The following is a 15412-nucleotide window of genomic DNA, read 5'->3' as shown; positions in this document are numbered from 1 at the left end:
AGATGACCGCCACCGCCTCCCCCTCGCCCACCGCCCCCTCAGCCGCCTCCCCCTCGACCGGCTCTCCCGCGCCGACAGCGCCCCTGTTCAGGCGCATCCTGATCGCCAATCGCGGCGAGATCGCCATCCGCATCGCGCGCGCCGCCGCCGATCTGGGCATTGCAACCGTCGCCGTGGCCCCCAAGGATGATGCCCGCGCCCTGCACACGCGCCGCGCCGATGCCTCGGTCGACCTGCCCGGCACCGGCGCCGCCGCCTATCTGAACGGCGCCGCCGTCATCCAGGCGGCGCTCGACAATGATTGCGACGCCATCCATCCCGGCTATGGCTTTCTGGCCGAGAACGCCGGTTTCGCCCGCGCCTGCGCCGAAGCCGGCCTGACCTTCATCGGCCCGCGCCCTGAAGCGCTCGACCTGTTCGGCGACAAGGGCGCCGCGCGCCGGCTGGCGCGCGAGACCGGCGCGCCGCTGGCCCGTGGCACCGAGCATGCGACCTCGCTTCAAGAGGCCCTGGGCTTTCTGGAAGGCCTGGGCGACGGCGGCGCGATCATGATCAAGGCGGTGGCCGGTGGTGGCGGTCGCGGCATGCGCATGGTGCGCGATGTGGCCGAGCTGCCTGATGCCTATGCCCGCGCCGGCGCCGAGGCGCTGGGCGCCTTCGGGTCCGATGCGCTTTATGTCGAGGAGCTGATTTCCCCCGCCCGCCATATCGAGGTCCAGATCCTGGGCGATGTCGGCGGGCAGGTGATCCATCTGCATGAACGCGAATGCAGCCTTCAGCGCCGGCATCAGAAACTGGTCGAGATCGCGCCCTTCCCCGGCCTCGACCCGGCCTTGCGCGCGCGGATCACCGATACCGCCGTGGCCCTGGCCCGTGCGGCCGGCATCCACACCCTGTGCACCATGGAATTCCTGCTCGACGGCCGCGACCCACATGGCCAGCGCCCCGGTGAACAGCGCTTCGTGTTCATGGAGGCCAACCCCCGGCTTCAGGTGGAGCACACCGTCACCGAGGAGGTGACCGGCGTCGATCTGGTCCAGGCCCAGATCGCCCTGGCCGCCGGCCGCAGCCTGGCCGATCTGGGCCTGCGCGCGGACAGCCTGCCCCAGCCCGACGGCATCGCCGTGCAGGTGCGCATCAACATGGAAACCATCGGCGCCGATGCGGTCGCGGTGCCGACCGGCGGCATCATCTCCGCCTTCGAGGTGCCGAGCGGGCGCGGCATCCGGGTCGAAACCTTCGGCTATACCGGCTATGCCACCTCGCCGCATTACGACTCACTGCTGGCCAAGCTGATCGTGCACGTGCCGGGCAACCGGCTGGACGTGGCGCTCGACCGCGCCTATCGGGCGCTGTCTGAATTCCAGATCGCCGGTGTTGCCACCAATATCGGCTTCCTGCAAAGCCTGATCCGCGACGAGGCGGTGCGCGCCGGGCGCTATGACACCGGCTTCATCACCGCCCATGCGGCGGCACTGGTCGCAACCGCCGGCAGCCATCCGAAGCTCTATCCCGAAGCCGGCAATGGTGGCGCCGCGAAGGCCGCCGCCGGCCCGGTGGCGCCCGAGGGCACCGAGCCGGTCGCCGCCCCGATGACCGGGCGCGTGGTCTCGATCGAGGTTGCCGCCGGCGATGTCGTGCGCCCCGGCACCATCGTCGCGATCATCGAGGCGATGAAGATGGAGCACACCATCGCCGCCGGCCGGACCGGCATCGTGCGCGCGGTGGTGGCCGCGGTCGACGACACGGTCTATGGCGATCAGCCGATCCTGTTCGTGGAACCCGGCGCGGTCGATGCCGAGGCGGTGGAAGCGGTGGCCACGATCGATCCCGACCATATCCGCCCCGATCTGGCGTCGATCCTTGAGCTGTATGACGAGCTGACCGATGCCCGCCGGCCCGATGCGGTCGCCCGGCGGCGCAAGACCGGCCAGCGCACCGCGCGCGAGAATATCGAGGATCTGGCCGATCCCGGCAGCTTCATGGAATATGGCGCGCTGGCCCTGGCCGCTCAGCGCAGCCGCCATGATTTCGAGACGCTGAAGAAGATGAGCCCGGCCGACGGGCTGGTCGCCGGCGTGGGCCAGGTGAACGGCGCCGCCTTCGGCCCCGATCGCGGCCGCTGCATGCTGATGTCTTACGACTACACCGTGCTGGCCGGCACCCAGGGCTTCATGAACCACAAGAAGATGGACCGCATGTTCCATCTGGCCAATGACTGGAAGCTGCCGGTGGTGGTGTTCGCCGAGGGTGGCGGCGGCCGGCCGGGCGATACCGATCATATCGGCGTCGCGGGCCTGGACGTGCCGACCTTCAAGCTGCTGGCGCAGATGAGCGGCAAGGCGCCGACCGTCGCCGTGGTCTCGGGCCGCTGCTTTGCCGGCAATGCCGCCATCGCCGGGGTCTGCGACGTAATCATCGCCACCCGCAACACCAATTTGGGCATGGGTGGCCCGGCCATGATCGAGGGCGGCGGGCTTGGCGTCTATAAGCCGGAAGAGGTCGGCCCGGTCGACGTCCAGGCCCCGAACGGCGTGATCGACATTCTGGTCGACGACGAGGAAGCCGCCGTCGCCGCGACAAAACAGTATCTGTCCTATTTCCAGGGACCGATCGCCGATTGGGATTGCGCCGATCAGCGGGCGCTGCGCAACACCATCCCTGAGAACCGGCTGCGCGCCTATGACATCCGTCAGGTGATCGACCTGATGGCCGATGCCGGATCGGTGCTGGAATTGCGGCCCGATTACGGCATCGGCATCCTGTCGGCGCTGATCCGGATCGAGGGCCGGCCAATGGGCCTGCTCGCCAACAACCCGCGCCATCTGGGCGGCGCCATCGACGGCGAGGCGGCCGAAAAGGCCGCGCGCTTCATGGAATTGTGCGAGGCCCATGGTCTTCCGATCCTGACGCTGTGCGACACGCCGGGCTTCATGGTCGGGCCGGAGGCCGAAAAGACCGCACTGGTCCGCCGGGTGTCGCGGATGTTCGTGGGGGCCGCCAACATGACCGTGCCGATGTTCACCATCGTGCTGCGCAAAGGCTATGGCCTGGGCGCGCAGGCGATGGCCGGCGGCAACATGCACAGCCCGGCCTTCACCGTAAGCTGGCCCACCGGCGAGTTCGGCGGCATGGGGCTGGAAGGCGCCGTGCGGCTTGGCTATCGCCGCGATCTGGAAGCCATCGCCGACCCGGCCGCGCGTGAGGCGCGGTATCAGGAACTGGTGGCGGCGCTCTATCAGCGCGGCAAGGCCGCGAACATGGCGGCGTTCCTGGAGATCGACGGCGTCATCGACCCCGCCCTGTCGCGCGACTGGATCCGCCGCGGGCTCGACATCTTCCCCTGCCCGCCGGCCCCCGCCGGCGGGGCCAAGCGCCGGGCCTTCGTGCCCACGCGCTGACCTGCCGACACAAGGGGGGCCAGGCGCGCCAATGCGCCGGCCCCCCACCGCCACCAACAACACCCCCACCACCAACCCGGCCGCAAGCGCCGGGATCGGGAGGATACAGACATGCGCATTACAGGCAGACTTGCCGCGGGCATCGCGGCGGGAGCGGCCGGGCTTTGGTCGATCGCCGCCTTTGCGGCCGCCGACGCCCCGGTCAAGGTCGGCGTGCTGACCGACATGTCGTCGGTCTATTCCGATTTCGGCGGCCCCGGATCGGTGGTCGCGGCCGAACTGGCGGTCGAGGATATCGGCGGCAGCCTGCTGGGCCAGCCGGTGCGGGTGGTTTCCGCCGATCATCAGAACAAGGCCGATATCGGCGTGGCCACCGCCCTGCAATGGTTCGATTCCGATGGGGTCACCGCGCTGTTCGACGTGTCGAACTCGGGCATCTCGCTGGCGCTTCAGGACATCGTGATGAAGCGCGACAAGATCGCGGTGTTTTCCGGCGCCAACAACAAAAGCCTCACCGGCGACAAATGCACCACCAATGGCATGATCTGGGGCTATGACGGCTATGCGCTGGCCAAGGGCAATGTCGAGGGCATCTTCAAGGCCAACCCCGGCAGTTCCTGGTTCTTCCTCACCGTCGACTACGCATCCGGTCACGGGCTGGAAGCCGATACGATCAGCGTGATCGAAAAGCTCGGCGGCTCGGTCAAGGGTGCGGTGCGCTTCCCGCTCGGCACCAATGATTTCAGTTCGTTCCTGTTGCAGGCGCAAGGCTCGGGCGCCGATGTGATCGCCCTGGTCGCCGGCGGATCGGATGTCCGCACCATGATCAAGCAGGCCGATGAATTCGGCATCGCCGCCGCCGGCCAGCGGATCGCGCCGCTGTTCTTCACCGTCAACGACATCCAGGCGCTGGGGCTGGACGCCACCCACGGCATGCCGGTGGTCGCCGATTTCTACTGGGACCAGACCGACGGCACCCGCGCCTTCGCCGAACGCTTCAAGGCCCGCCACGGCAAGCTGCCGACCGACGTTCAAGCCACCGTCTACAGTTCGGTGCTGCATTATCTGAAGGCGGTGAAGCAGGCCGGCACCGCCGACACCAAAACCGTGGTCGAGACCATGAAGGCGATGCCGGTCGAGGACTTCATGACCAGTGGTGCCCGCATCCGCGCCGATGGCCGGCTGATGCGCGACATGTATTACTTCGAGGTCAAGGCCGCCGATGCCTCGACCCATGATCACGACTATCTGGAACAGAAGACCACCATCCCCGGCGCCGAGGCCTATCGCCCGGCGGCCGAAAGCGATTGCCCGCTGCTGAAGTCCTGACAATCCTGAACCGGTGCCGTGACCGCCAGGATGTTGCCGTAACCGCCCGGGTGGTGCCGCAACGACATCTTGGCCACGGCGCCGGCGCCCGCTATTGTCGCGCCCCGACAGGCATGAACCCGCGACCGGACAGGTGAATGGCCCGAAGCAATAGCGACACTCCCCAGAAGGCGGCCCCCCGTCGGCGCCGCCAGGGCCGGCCGCCGGCCGATGCCTCGGCGCCCGATGCCACCCGCAATGCGCTGCTCGATGCGGCGACCCGGCTGTTCGCGCGGCTGGGCTATGAACCGGTCACCACCGGCGCCATCGCGGCCGAGGCCGGGGTGACGCAATCGATCGTGCATTATCATTTCGGATCGAAGCAGAAGATCTGGGAAGCCGCCATCGACCGGCTGATGGTGGAACGCATCGCCTTCTACGACACGCTTGCCGAAAAACCCGGCACGACCGGTCCGGGCGGCAGCGACCCGTTGACCCGGCTGAAGCTGCTGACCAGGGGGTTGATCGCCGCCAACGCCCACAATCCCGATTTCGCGCGGATGACGGTGCATGAAGGCTCGGTTCCGGGCGACCGCATGCAGTGGCTGGTCGACAGCTATATGAAAACCGCCTTCGACAAGTTCGAAGCCGCGATCCGCGACGCCATGGCCGCCGGTGCCATCCGCGAGATGCCGGTTCGTGACGTCACCTGCATCATCGTCTTCGGCGCCTCGCTGATCTTCACCTTTTCCGGCGCGGTCGAGAAGATGTACGGCACGCCGCTGACCGATCCTGAGGGCAGCGCCTCTTATGCCGACAGTTTCATCGATATCCTGTTCAACGGGCTGATGCCGGCCGCGCCGGCGCGCGACTGATCAGAGAGCTTTTGCACACCTGTAAATCGCCTCGATTGACCAGGATTTATGATTGAACGGTGAATTGCGCCATTAATATGTGGCGCCTGATGATCATATCTCCGCCCCATATCGGCTAAGTGCATATTTCAGGCCATTTTTTCGTCTGAAACCGTGATGAATCCGCTTCCGGGCAGGCGTGGGCTACGCTACTCTTGCGCGTGACGTATGTCACATTTTCCCTTGTTGAAATGCTCTTCACATAATCTCTGATTGTCACGCCGCTTCGGGAGGAACCCCATGCCCACGGCTGACTTCAAGGCCGGCCTGTCCCTTGCTATTCTGGGATTGACACCGGATAAGCGTACCGCCGCCACCGATATCGAGGCGCTGCGCCGTGCCGCGGCCGATGATTTGCCCATCCGTGCCAGCGACGCCTTTCTCGATCTGGCGGTGGTGGGGCTCGGTCCCGCAGCCGACAGTCTGGCCTTCAAGCCCAGCCGGATCATCGGGCCATTCCGCGACCCCGCCGGCGGCCGGTTTCTGTTCGACGTGTTCGACCCGGCGACCCTGACACCGGTCACGCCCAAGGGCCAGGCCCGGCCACTTCTGCTGGTATCGGCCGGCTCGGCGCGCCAGTTGCGCGGTCAGGTCACCTTCAAATTCGGTGCCGGCAGCATCTGGCTGGCGGCGGGGCTGTTCTCCGCCAAGGCGCCGGCCGACGGCTATGCCGGGCTCAGGATCACCGGCGGCAACGCCCGGTTCAAGGCCGCCGGCCCCGTCGGCACCACCATTGCAGCACCACCCGTGGGCCAGATCACGCTCGATCTCGACGCTCCGCCGATGCCGGCCGATCCTTGCCAGGATGCCGTCATCGCCCCACCCGCCAAGCTGGTGATCACCATCGACGGCGGCACGGTCACGGTGGCGCTGGATGGCGGCGGCGCCGATCTCGCCGGCACGCATTTCGCGTTCGACCCGGCCGATCGGGTTGTCTGGTCGCCGGATGACCGGGGCTTGTGGTTCACCACCACGGTCACCCCGGCTGTGGTCGATGCCAAGGCCATCGACTGGCGGGTGGCCGAGATCGATGGCCGCTTCACCGTCGCCCGCGCCGGCTGGCTGCTGCCGGTGGCGACCGGCACCGCGCCGCAATCGCTGCCCGAGGCCAGCGGCGCCGGACATTGGCTGATGGCCTTGAGGGGGGCGGCACGGGTTCGCTGGTCGGGACTGGATGGCGGGGTGGCGATCACCGATCCCCGCCTGACCATCGGCGCCGGCCGTTTCCTGCTGACCGATCGCGACGCCCGGGCCGACGCCGGATCGGCGATGCGGCTGGGCCTGTGGCCGCTGATGCCCGGCACCGGACCGGGCCGTCAGCCGCTGGTGGTCGATCTGCCGGCGGCGCCGATGGTGGTGATCGGCTGTGTCGGCCACGCCCGCCATATCGCCGCCACCCTCGGCGTGGTCGGCGGGGTGCTGTCGCGGCCGGTCGACCATCGCGGCCGGCCGGTGGCCATGGCGCCCACCCAGGTTGTGGCGATGGTCACCCGCAGCGGCGACGAGACCCGCATCGATCTCACCGGCACCGCCGCCGCTGGTGCTGCGGCGGGCGATCTGCGCCTGGTGGTCGAAAATGCCCTGCTGCATGTCACGCCGCCGCTGCTTCAGCGTCTGGCCGGGGTGATCGATGCCCAGGGCGATATCGCCGAAGGCACGCTCGACCTGATCTTCGGTGTCGCCAACTGGCTGCCGACCCTGCCCGACCCGTATGTCTCAAGCTGCTTCCACCAATCCGGGCGCATGCCCGGCGCTGCTGCCGGTACTGCTGCCGGTGCGGCAGCGACACCGATGAAGGCCAGTTGCCACTGGGCCATGGACGCCGCCGCCACGGTCGGCTTCTCGGCCACCCTCGACCTGCCGACGCTTGCCTGCAACCCCGCCAGCCAGGGCGGCAGCCGGCCTTATCCAAAGCCGTCGCGCGACCAGCAACCGCCCCTGCCCGGCCAGACCGCGGCCGGCACCGGCCTGCGCGGCCGCGACGAGGCGGCGGCCTGGGCGGCGGCGCGCAAGCGTGCCCATGGCGCGGGAACGCCCGACAACCGCAGCAAGGCCGAGAACGCCTGGGTAAGCAACACCGGCGATATATCGCGCCGCGCCGGCGTGGCGCTGCTCGACGTGTCGACCGCCCGCCACCAGATCGGCGTGGAGTTCGAGGCAGCCCGTCCGGTTCTGACCCACGCCGATCCGCTGGGCCAGAACGGCTTCATGCTCGACGGTCTGCGGGTGAAAACCCGGCTCAGGGTGTTCGCGCTGCCGCAGATCCAGTGGGAACCGGTCCGCACGCTGGATGCCGATCAGGATCTGATGACGCTGGGCTATTTCCCAACCCCCCTCGCCTCGGCCAGCGATGGCGGGCGGGCGGTGATCGCCGGTCGCCAGGCGGTATTGCGGGTGGCGATCCCCGATCTGGCGCTCGACGATCTGGTGGCCGGCTTCGAGGCCGGCGACCCGCTGGACATCCTGACCACCCTGCCCTTCGGCATCCGGGCGCGGCTGGCGTTGAAGCCCGCCGCCGACGGCGCATCGGCGGCCGATACCGCCCGCTTCACCCGCCCGCGTTTCGATCATGGCCAGCCGCTGACCGGCGGATTGCAGCTCACCCTGCGCGCCGGCACGCCCACCGCCACGGCGCCGCGCGAAAGCGCCGGCTTCCAGGGCATCGCCACCCAGACCGCCAATGGCGTCGATCTGGCCAGCGGCGCGCCGCTCAACATTTCGGTGCTGGGCGCGACGCTCGGGCCCGATGCGGCGGTGGAGGCGATGTTCAACAATGAATTCACCCTCCACAAGCCCCGCGTGCCGGTCACCCGGCTGGACCTGTCGGGCTATGGCAGCAGCAGCTTCAGCGACTGGGGCAATCCGTTCGCGGCCTTTGCCGAAGCGGCGAAGGTGCAGTTCCAGGTGATGGTGGGGCGCACCGCGCTGGAGGTGGTGAAATTCGTCAGCGTGATCTATCCCTGGGGCATCCGCGCCACCCGCACCGTCACCATCGAACGCCAGGGCGGCGGCGGCGTGCTGCGGCGCGACAGCGGCTGGCAGGCGGCATCGGCCGGGTTGTTCGATTTCCGCCGCCAGCCTGCCGGCGGCGGCGCCGCCATCGCCACACCCTATGACATCCATCCCGGCCTGATCCGGGGCCTGTACGACGTCGGCCGCATCCGCCCGGCCGACCGGCCATCGATCGGCCTGCCCGGCGGCGGCCGGGTGCAGCCGATGTATTTCGATTGCACGGCCCTGATCGGCACCAATGCCGCCGACACCCGCACGCCGGCGCGCGGCATGCTGGGCTATCTGCATCTGGAACCCGTCGGCGCCCCGATCAGCCCCGACGATCTGGATCAGTTGCTGGCCACCTATGGCGCCCCCGGCGGCCCGGTGGATGTCAGCCTGCCGCTCGACACCACCGGCTTCCGCTGCCGCATCCGGCGCATCGAAGCGGCACCGTCGCGTGACGCCGGCAGCCCGGTGGTGGTGGGCGCACTTCGTGGCACGCCGCATTTCGGCAGCGGCAACGGCGCATGGTCGGTGGCGGCCTTCCCCGGCCCCGGCGATCTGGCCACGCCACCCGATGCGGCACCGGTGGCCGATGGTGTCGCCATCCTGCGCGCCGGCGAGGCCGGTGTTCCGCAGAACGACCGGGTGCATGTGCCGGCACCGGCGGCGGTGATCCGCTTCCAGGATCCGCGCGACCTTTTCGCCGGCGCGGCACCCCTGGTCGACTATGCCTTCATCCAGACCACGCCCACGCATTCCTTCGCCTTCCGCCGCCCGCAGATCGGCATCGGCGGCCACGACATCACGGCGGGTCTGCCGGCCCTGCTGGCCGACGTGTTCGCGCGCAGTGGCGCCTCGGGCATCTTCCCGCCGCCCGACGCCACCATCACGCTCGGCGGCGCCGGCAGCTATCGGCTGCGGGTCAACCCGGCGAACGGGTTGTTCCGGCTGATGCCGCCGGTGGCGATGGTGCCGGGGGCGTTGCAGATCATGCTGTCCGACGACGCCGATGCCAGCACCCGGATCGATTACGGCGAAAGCGCCATCACCCTGACCATCGACGAGGCCGCATGGTCGCTCGACATGCCGCGGCTGAAGCTGTGGACCGACATGCTGGGGCTGACCGACGTCACCGGCATGCGTGCCAGCATCATCGGCGGCAGCCATCAGACCCCGCGCCTGGTCGATATCGCCTCGCTGATGCATCCGGTGCTGGATGCCATCCTCACCTTCCTGCCCGGCTTCACCGGCAGGCCCGATGTGGCGCCGATCGACCTTGCCGCCACCAATGTGAAATACAAGGCCAAGCTGAAGACGGTGGCCGAGAAAGAGGTCGAACTCGGCCCCCTGCATCTGAAGGTCGGCGCGGTGTTCGAGGCCGGCACCGACGAGGTCGACATCCCGCCAGACCTGCTGCCGCCCGGCAGCCCGGCCACCGAGGCCGAGGTCAGTTTCGTCGGCGGCGGCATCAGCCTGGGGCTGGACGGATCGATCCCGCTCACGCCATGGATGGTGGTCTATGGCGCCGAATTCGGCCTGGGCGGCAAGACCTACATGCCCTCGCTGACCAGCGGCCCGCCCGGCGGCCCCGGCGGCGGCACCGCGATCACCGGCACCTTCTCGAAGGCCAGCTTCGAGCTGAAGGCCTATATCGGCTTCGGCCTGGGTGGCCGGATCGGCCCGTTCAAGGCCGAGGTCTCGGTCGGCATCGGGCCGATCATCGTCTATGAAGGCGATTGGGGCTTCGGCGGCTTCGTGTTCTTCGACGCCAAGGTCGATCTGAAGGTCATCACCGTGGGTGTCTATGGCGAATTCTCGCTGATGATCGTCAAGAAGGCCGATGCGGACTATGCGAAATACGAAGGAGAGGTTGGCATCTATGCCAAAGTCCTGTTCTTCAGCATCAAGGTCAGCGTCGGTATTTCCCACGAGAACGAGATCTGAGGAGCGACGTCGATGCCGACACCCCGTCTGACGATCCTGCCGTTCCTTCAGTCCTATGATGCCGCCACGGCGCGGCTGACCGTCAACCTGCTGCTGATCCCGGTCGGCGATCCGGCGCTGCCGCTGTCGTCGCTGGCAGGCGGCGCGCCCGTCGCACCCGCCTTCCAGGGTGCCGCACCCATGGTGGTGGCACGGCTGTCGGATGATGCCGCCCATGTGGCGACCCTGGCCAGCACGCCTGCCACCACCCAGACCGCTCAGCTCGCGCCGCCGCCCACCCAGGCCGCGATCTTCGACTGGCTGCGCGCCGAATTCAGCATCACTCAGCCGGCGGTCGCCCATGTCCGGTCGACCGACTACCGGGTGCGCAAATATCTGCCGCTCAGCTATCGCCGGTCCCATGGCTTCGTCGCGCCGAAAACCGCGCTCGCCTCGATCGACGATACCTATCACTGCCTGCTGAACTGCCCGCCACCGGCGACCCGGCCGCTTCAGCCGCCCTCCGACGAGATCAGTTGGGGCGAGGCCTTCGCCGTGATCATGCGCCAGCCCGTCGTGGCGCGCGCCGCCGGGCTGATCCACAGCCTGACCATCGACCTGCCCGACAGCTTCCCCGGCGGCTGGCTGTTCTTCAGCCTGGATGCCGCCCATGATTTCGGCGCCGTGGCCGCGGCCGATGCTGAATACCTGAAGCTGTTTGCAACCCGCGTGCCGGCGCTCTCCCGCGGCATCGCCCGGCCCGTGTTCACCGCCACCCTGTTTCCGGTGGCGGTGGACGCGGCGGCGGCGGCCGGCTTCGGCGCGCTGGACCGGGTGTTTCCGGAAGCGGCCGCCTTCGACGACGGTTTCGCCAAGATCGTTCATGCCCGCCAGCCGGTGCATGCCGACAGCGCCGCCGAGAACGAGGCCGGCGGCCCGCCGCTGAAACTCGACCCCGGCATCCAGCTCGCCTGGGACGACGAAGACACGCTGGTCGCCACCAACCGCGCCGTCGGCACCGAGATGGATGGCAGCCTGCCGCCCGATGCGCCAAGCGCCGTGCTCGGCTATCGGATCGATGTCCGCGCCGCCGGAGATGCTGCCTGGACCTCGCTCACCGCCATCACCTCGCCCGGCTTCAGCGTCGGTGCCGCGATGGTGCCGGGCTTCGCCGCCGAACAGCAGGTCGAGGTGCATCCGATGACGGTGGGCGGCCAGTTCTGGCTGCCGGCCTTCTTCACCCGCTGGGCGGGCGGATCGCTCACCGCTCCCGATGACGACGAGATCATGCTGCGTGGCCCCGCCCGCACGGCTCCCCTGCCCTATGCCGGCATCGGCGCCGATGCGGTGCCGCTGCGCTATGGCCGCCATTACGAATTCCGCGTGCGGCTGGCCGATACCACTGGTGGTGGGCCGGCCGTGCAGGATGCCGGCATCAATCCGGCGCCGGCGCCGGTCGCGGGCTGGCATTTCCGGCGCCATATCGCCCCCGGCCCGGTCACCCTGCGCGATGTCGACGGCGCCGGCGCCCATACGCCCCGGCAGTTCCGGATCACCCGGCCGGTGATCCTGTATCCGCAGGCGGTGTTCACCGGCGCGCCCGGTGCCTACATCCATCTCCGCGACATCGCCCGGGCCAATCAGCTTGCGGCACCCGCGAACCGGGTGATGCCGGCGATGCCCGATCCGGATGCCGATCATCTGGAAATCCGGGTGCTGGTGGCGGCGCCGCGCTTCGATCCGGCCGGCGGCCATACCGGTTTCACCGAGCTGTACCGCACCCACCGCGCCTTCCCGCCGCTGGTCGATCTGGCGGCACCCGACCCGCTCGACATCACCCTCGACTGGGTGGATTGCGCCCGGCTGACCGATCTGGCCTGGCCCGCCGCCGGCACGCCGCCCGGCACCGAAACCGGGCCGCTGCGCCTGCCCACCGACCGGCAGGTGCGGATCGAGATCCGCGCGCTGGGCCGCAACGATCCCACCTATTTCGGCAGCGATGCGGCGCGCCATGGCGCGGTCAGCGAAATGTGGGCGGGCAGCGTCACCGTGCCCGCGGCGGTTCAGGCACCGTTGCTGCGGCCGACGACCCCGCAGGAGCGGCTGGCATCGGTGTTCCTGCAACCCGATGGCCCACGCGCGGCGGCAACCGCGGTCTCCGCCGCCCAGGCCGCCGCCTCGCCGCTGATGGCCGAACGGCTTGCCGCTGCCGTCCGGCTGGTCGCCGATGACGGCACGCTCTATGGCGCGCCGGGCCGGCGGACGGTGTTCGGCTGCGCCGGGTTAAAGCATCATCTGGCGCCCGATTACGGCGCCCTGACCCTGACCAGCGCCATCGAACTGGAACGGGTGTGGCTGAACGTGATCCGCCTGACCCTCGACCGCGACTGGAGCTGGATCGGGCTGTCGGCACCGGCAATCCAGATCCACCGTCGGGTGGAACTGCGCGGCACCGGCCAGATCGCCACCAGTGCCGTTGGCCGCATCTCGATGGATCACGCGGTCAATCAGCAGGCCTTCCGCGCAAACCCCCAGCGCGACGGCATCGACATCGTGTTCGTCGATGCGCTGGAACCGCCGCTCGATGCCCAGGGCTTCCCCCACGAGGTGCTGGTCACCTATACCCTGACCGCGCGCTTCTCCGACGCCACCACCGAGGTGATCACCCTCGACGGCCATCTGCCGGTGGCGACCGCGCCCGAGGCGGTGCCACGGGTGGTCTCGGCCGGACATGCCTTCTCGGACTATGCCATTCTCGGCGATTATGAGGGCACCGGCCGCCGTCAGCGGCTGCTGTGGCTGGAATTCGATGCCGATCCGCGCAAGGATCCGCGCGACATCTATTATGCCCGGATGCTGTCCTCGACCCCCGATCCGATGCTGATGCCGGGCCACGAGCCGGCGGCCGACCCGGCGCCGCATGGCGATCTGGATCTCGACCCTGAAACCGTGCGGGTGATCCGTCCGGGCCAGGGCGATGATCATGCCGGCCTTGGCGCCATGCAGCCGCTGATCAAGGCCACCGATTCCGACCGCCATTATGCCCTGCCGCTGCCGGCGCATCTGTCGCGGCAATCGGCCGAACTGTTCGGGTTCTTCACCTATGAACTGCGCCTCGGCCACCCCGAAGGCACGGTCGATGCCCCGTTCTGGTCCACGGCGCAGGCCCGCTTCGGTCCGGGTCTCGTGCTCGACGGCGTGCAGCATCCGGCGCCGGATATGGGCTGTGCCGCCCGCCGCACCCGTGGCCATCTGGCACTTCAGGCCGGCTATGCCACCCCGGTTCTTGGCGGACGCCTGATCCGGATGGCGCAGCCCAACACCGATATCTGGTTCGTGCTCTATGGCCGGGTGATGCAGGCCGATGGCGCGAGTTGGCGCAATATCCAGATCGACATGCGGCGCGCCCAGCCGGTGATCGACCGCCCATCCCATGGCCGGCGGAGCATCCGGCCGCCGGTCGGCCGCGCCGTCTGGTCCACCGCCGATATCACCGCCCGGCTCGACGAGATCGGCTTCGACCCCGCAACCCCGCTGACGGCGCTGGCGGTGGAACTGCTGCCCGAACCGAACGGCGCCTTCACCGACCCGCTGGCCGGCGATCTGGGCGAGGTCCGCATCCTGCGCAGCTCCCCGCTCATCGCCATCGACGGCGATTGCTGCCCGCCGGACGTGTAGGGCGTATGCCGCCGGTTGTCACACGCCGGCCTCGCCAATGCGACGGAGCAGATCCGCACGGCGCGCGGCCGCATCGGCTTCCACCTCATCATTGGAGACGTGCAGGCCGGCATCGCGCTGCCTGCGCGCGACCGCCACCTTGCGGCGCACAAATTCGTCGTAATTCCGTGCCGCCGGCCGATCATCGGCGGCCGCTTCGGCCATGAACATGTCACGCAGCTCCGGTTCCAGCGTCATCGTGAAAACCGCTTTGTTTGACATAGATCTGGCCCCGGCTGCCAGGGATCGATGATGGTGGCACCCGTCGGCTGAAAGTCTGCGACGTTGCGGGTGACGACCGCCATGCCATGCACAAGGGCCGTTGCCGCGATCAATGCGTCACGTTCGCCACGCCTGTCTGGGACGTGCAGCCGGGCACATCGCTGCGCCACGGCTGTATCGACAGGCAGTGTCCGGGTTGAGAATTCGGGCAAGACATACCGCTCCAACCACGACCGCATGACGGTCCCTTGCCCCGCGTCTTTCCGTTCAAGCAGAAGGACGCCGAGTTCAAGCTCCATGATGGTGATGGCCGATACAAACAGGTCAGCCGCATCAACGGTTTCGGACCACGCTGCGACATTCGGATCGGCTTTGCCAGGCCGGACCTTTCGCAGTTCGGACACCACGTTGGTATCGACGACATACATCATGAGAGATCGGCCGGCGTCGCGCCGATCGTCACGCGCGGTGGATCAAAATCGATGTCGGCAACCCCCGGCATTGCGAGTGCATCTGCGATGTTGCGGCGTTGCCCGGTAAGCTTCTGGTACGCCTCGATGGTCAACAGAACATGCGCCACCCGACCGCGATCCGTGATGAAGACAGGGCCATTCCTGGCCGCCTTCTTGGCACGGGTGACGTCCTGATTCAGCTCTCTACTGGACAGGGTCGTGATGGTCATGCGTGCCTCTATAAAACGACGATTATTATATAGGTATGTTACTACTCAAGACGAGAAATGCAACTCTGTCGCCGGCCGCAGAATGGCCGTTCCGTGGACACCACAGTGCGGTCCCACCATCCCCCACCTGTGATGTGACGGTATTTACCTGACAGTTGTCGCCACACCCGATCCCGGCATGCCGGGATCGGGTGTGGCCATGCCGCCCTCGGAAGTGGGTTAGGATGAAGTCGCCAAACTTTGTCCAA

Annotated in this window: 8 protein-coding genes; 5 read left to right on the top strand and 3 right to left on the bottom strand. The window is 68.3% G+C overall.

The window, feature by feature from the left end:
• Positions 1-2: 2 nt before the first annotated feature.
• The 5 genes from WG924_RS09680 to WG924_RS09660 all read left to right on the top strand — a co-directional run bounded on the left by WG924_RS09680 (position 3) and on the right by WG924_RS09660 (position 14221).
• On the top strand, positions 3-3401 hold the full coding sequence (locus tag WG924_RS09680; protein WP_345932824.1) for an acetyl-CoA carboxylase family protein: 3399 nt from the start codon (positions 3-5) through the stop codon (positions 3399-3401).
• A gap of 111 nt (positions 3402-3512) precedes the next feature.
• Entirely contained in the window at positions 3513-4730 is a 1218-nt protein-coding gene (locus tag WG924_RS09675) for an ABC transporter substrate-binding protein (protein WP_345932823.1), read from the top strand.
• A 137-nt stretch (positions 4731-4867) separates the two neighbouring features.
• Positions 4868-5584 carry a TetR/AcrR family transcriptional regulator gene (locus tag WG924_RS09670; RefSeq protein ID WP_345932822.1) on the top strand — a complete coding sequence of 239 codons (717 nt, stop codon included), beginning with the start codon at positions 4868-4870 and terminating at the stop codon, positions 5582-5584.
• 279 nt (positions 5585-5863) lie between these two features.
• Positions 5864-10564, top strand: coding sequence for a hypothetical protein (locus tag WG924_RS09665; RefSeq protein ID WP_345932821.1), 4701 nt, complete (start codon positions 5864-5866; stop codon positions 10562-10564).
• A gap of 12 nt (positions 10565-10576) precedes the next feature.
• Positions 10577-14221, top strand: a complete 3645-nt coding sequence (locus tag WG924_RS09660; protein ID WP_345932820.1) for a hypothetical protein — start codon at positions 10577-10579, stop codon at positions 14219-14221.
• 18 nt (positions 14222-14239) lie between these two features.
• Here the strand turns inward: WG924_RS09660 and WG924_RS09655 are convergent, their stop codons facing one another.
• Genes WG924_RS09655 through WG924_RS09645 form a run of 3 tightly spaced genes read right to left on the bottom strand, consistent with a single transcriptional unit; the run spans position 14240 to position 15164 of the window.
• Positions 14240-14458, bottom strand: coding sequence for an antitoxin of toxin-antitoxin stability system (locus tag WG924_RS09655; protein WP_345932819.1), 219 nt, complete (start codon positions 14456-14458; stop codon positions 14240-14242).
• Positions 14455-14913: a type II toxin-antitoxin system VapC family toxin gene (locus tag WG924_RS09650; RefSeq protein ID WP_345932818.1), complete on the bottom strand. Its 459-nt coding sequence runs from the start codon at positions 14911-14913 to the stop codon at positions 14455-14457. Before WG924_RS09650 ends, WG924_RS09655 begins: the two co-directional genes overlap by 4 nt.
• The gene (locus tag WG924_RS09645; protein ID WP_345932817.1) at positions 14910-15164 is read right to left on the bottom strand and encodes a type II toxin-antitoxin system Phd/YefM family antitoxin; all 255 of its coding nucleotides are present in this window, start codon (positions 15162-15164) and stop codon (positions 14910-14912) included. Before WG924_RS09645 ends, WG924_RS09650 begins: the two co-directional genes overlap by 4 nt.
• Positions 15165-15412: the final 248 nt, after the last annotated feature.

This window comes from Tistrella arctica, from assembly GCF_039630945.1.
Lineage (GTDB): Bacteria > Pseudomonadota > Alphaproteobacteria > Tistrellales > Tistrellaceae > Tistrella > Tistrella bauzanensis.
Note: the sequence above shows the minus strand (reverse complement) of the source record. Positions and strands in the feature narration are given on the sequence as shown.

Coding starts and splice junctions, on each gene's coding strand:
- WG924_RS09680 (WP_345932824.1), top strand. CDS start 3: ATGACCGCCACCGCCTCCCCCTCGCCCACCGCCCCCTCAGCCGCCTCC.
- WG924_RS09675 (WP_345932823.1), top strand. CDS start 3,513: ATGCGCATTACAGGCAGACTTGCCGCGGGCATCGCGGCGGGAGCGGCC.
- WG924_RS09670 (WP_345932822.1), top strand. CDS start 4,868: ATGGCCCGAAGCAATAGCGACACTCCCCAGAAGGCGGCCCCCCGTCGG.
- WG924_RS09665 (WP_345932821.1), top strand. CDS start 5,864: ATGCCCACGGCTGACTTCAAGGCCGGCCTGTCCCTTGCTATTCTGGGA.
- WG924_RS09660 (WP_345932820.1), top strand. CDS start 10,577: ATGCCGACACCCCGTCTGACGATCCTGCCGTTCCTTCAGTCCTATGAT.
- WG924_RS09655 (WP_345932819.1), bottom strand. CDS start 14,458: ATGACGCTGGAACCGGAGCTGCGTGACATGTTCATGGCCGAAGCGGCC.
- WG924_RS09650 (WP_345932818.1), bottom strand. CDS start 14,913: ATGATGTATGTCGTCGATACCAACGTGGTGTCCGAACTGCGAAAGGTC.
- WG924_RS09645 (WP_345932817.1), bottom strand. CDS start 15,164: ATGACCATCACGACCCTGTCCAGTAGAGAGCTGAATCAGGACGTCACC.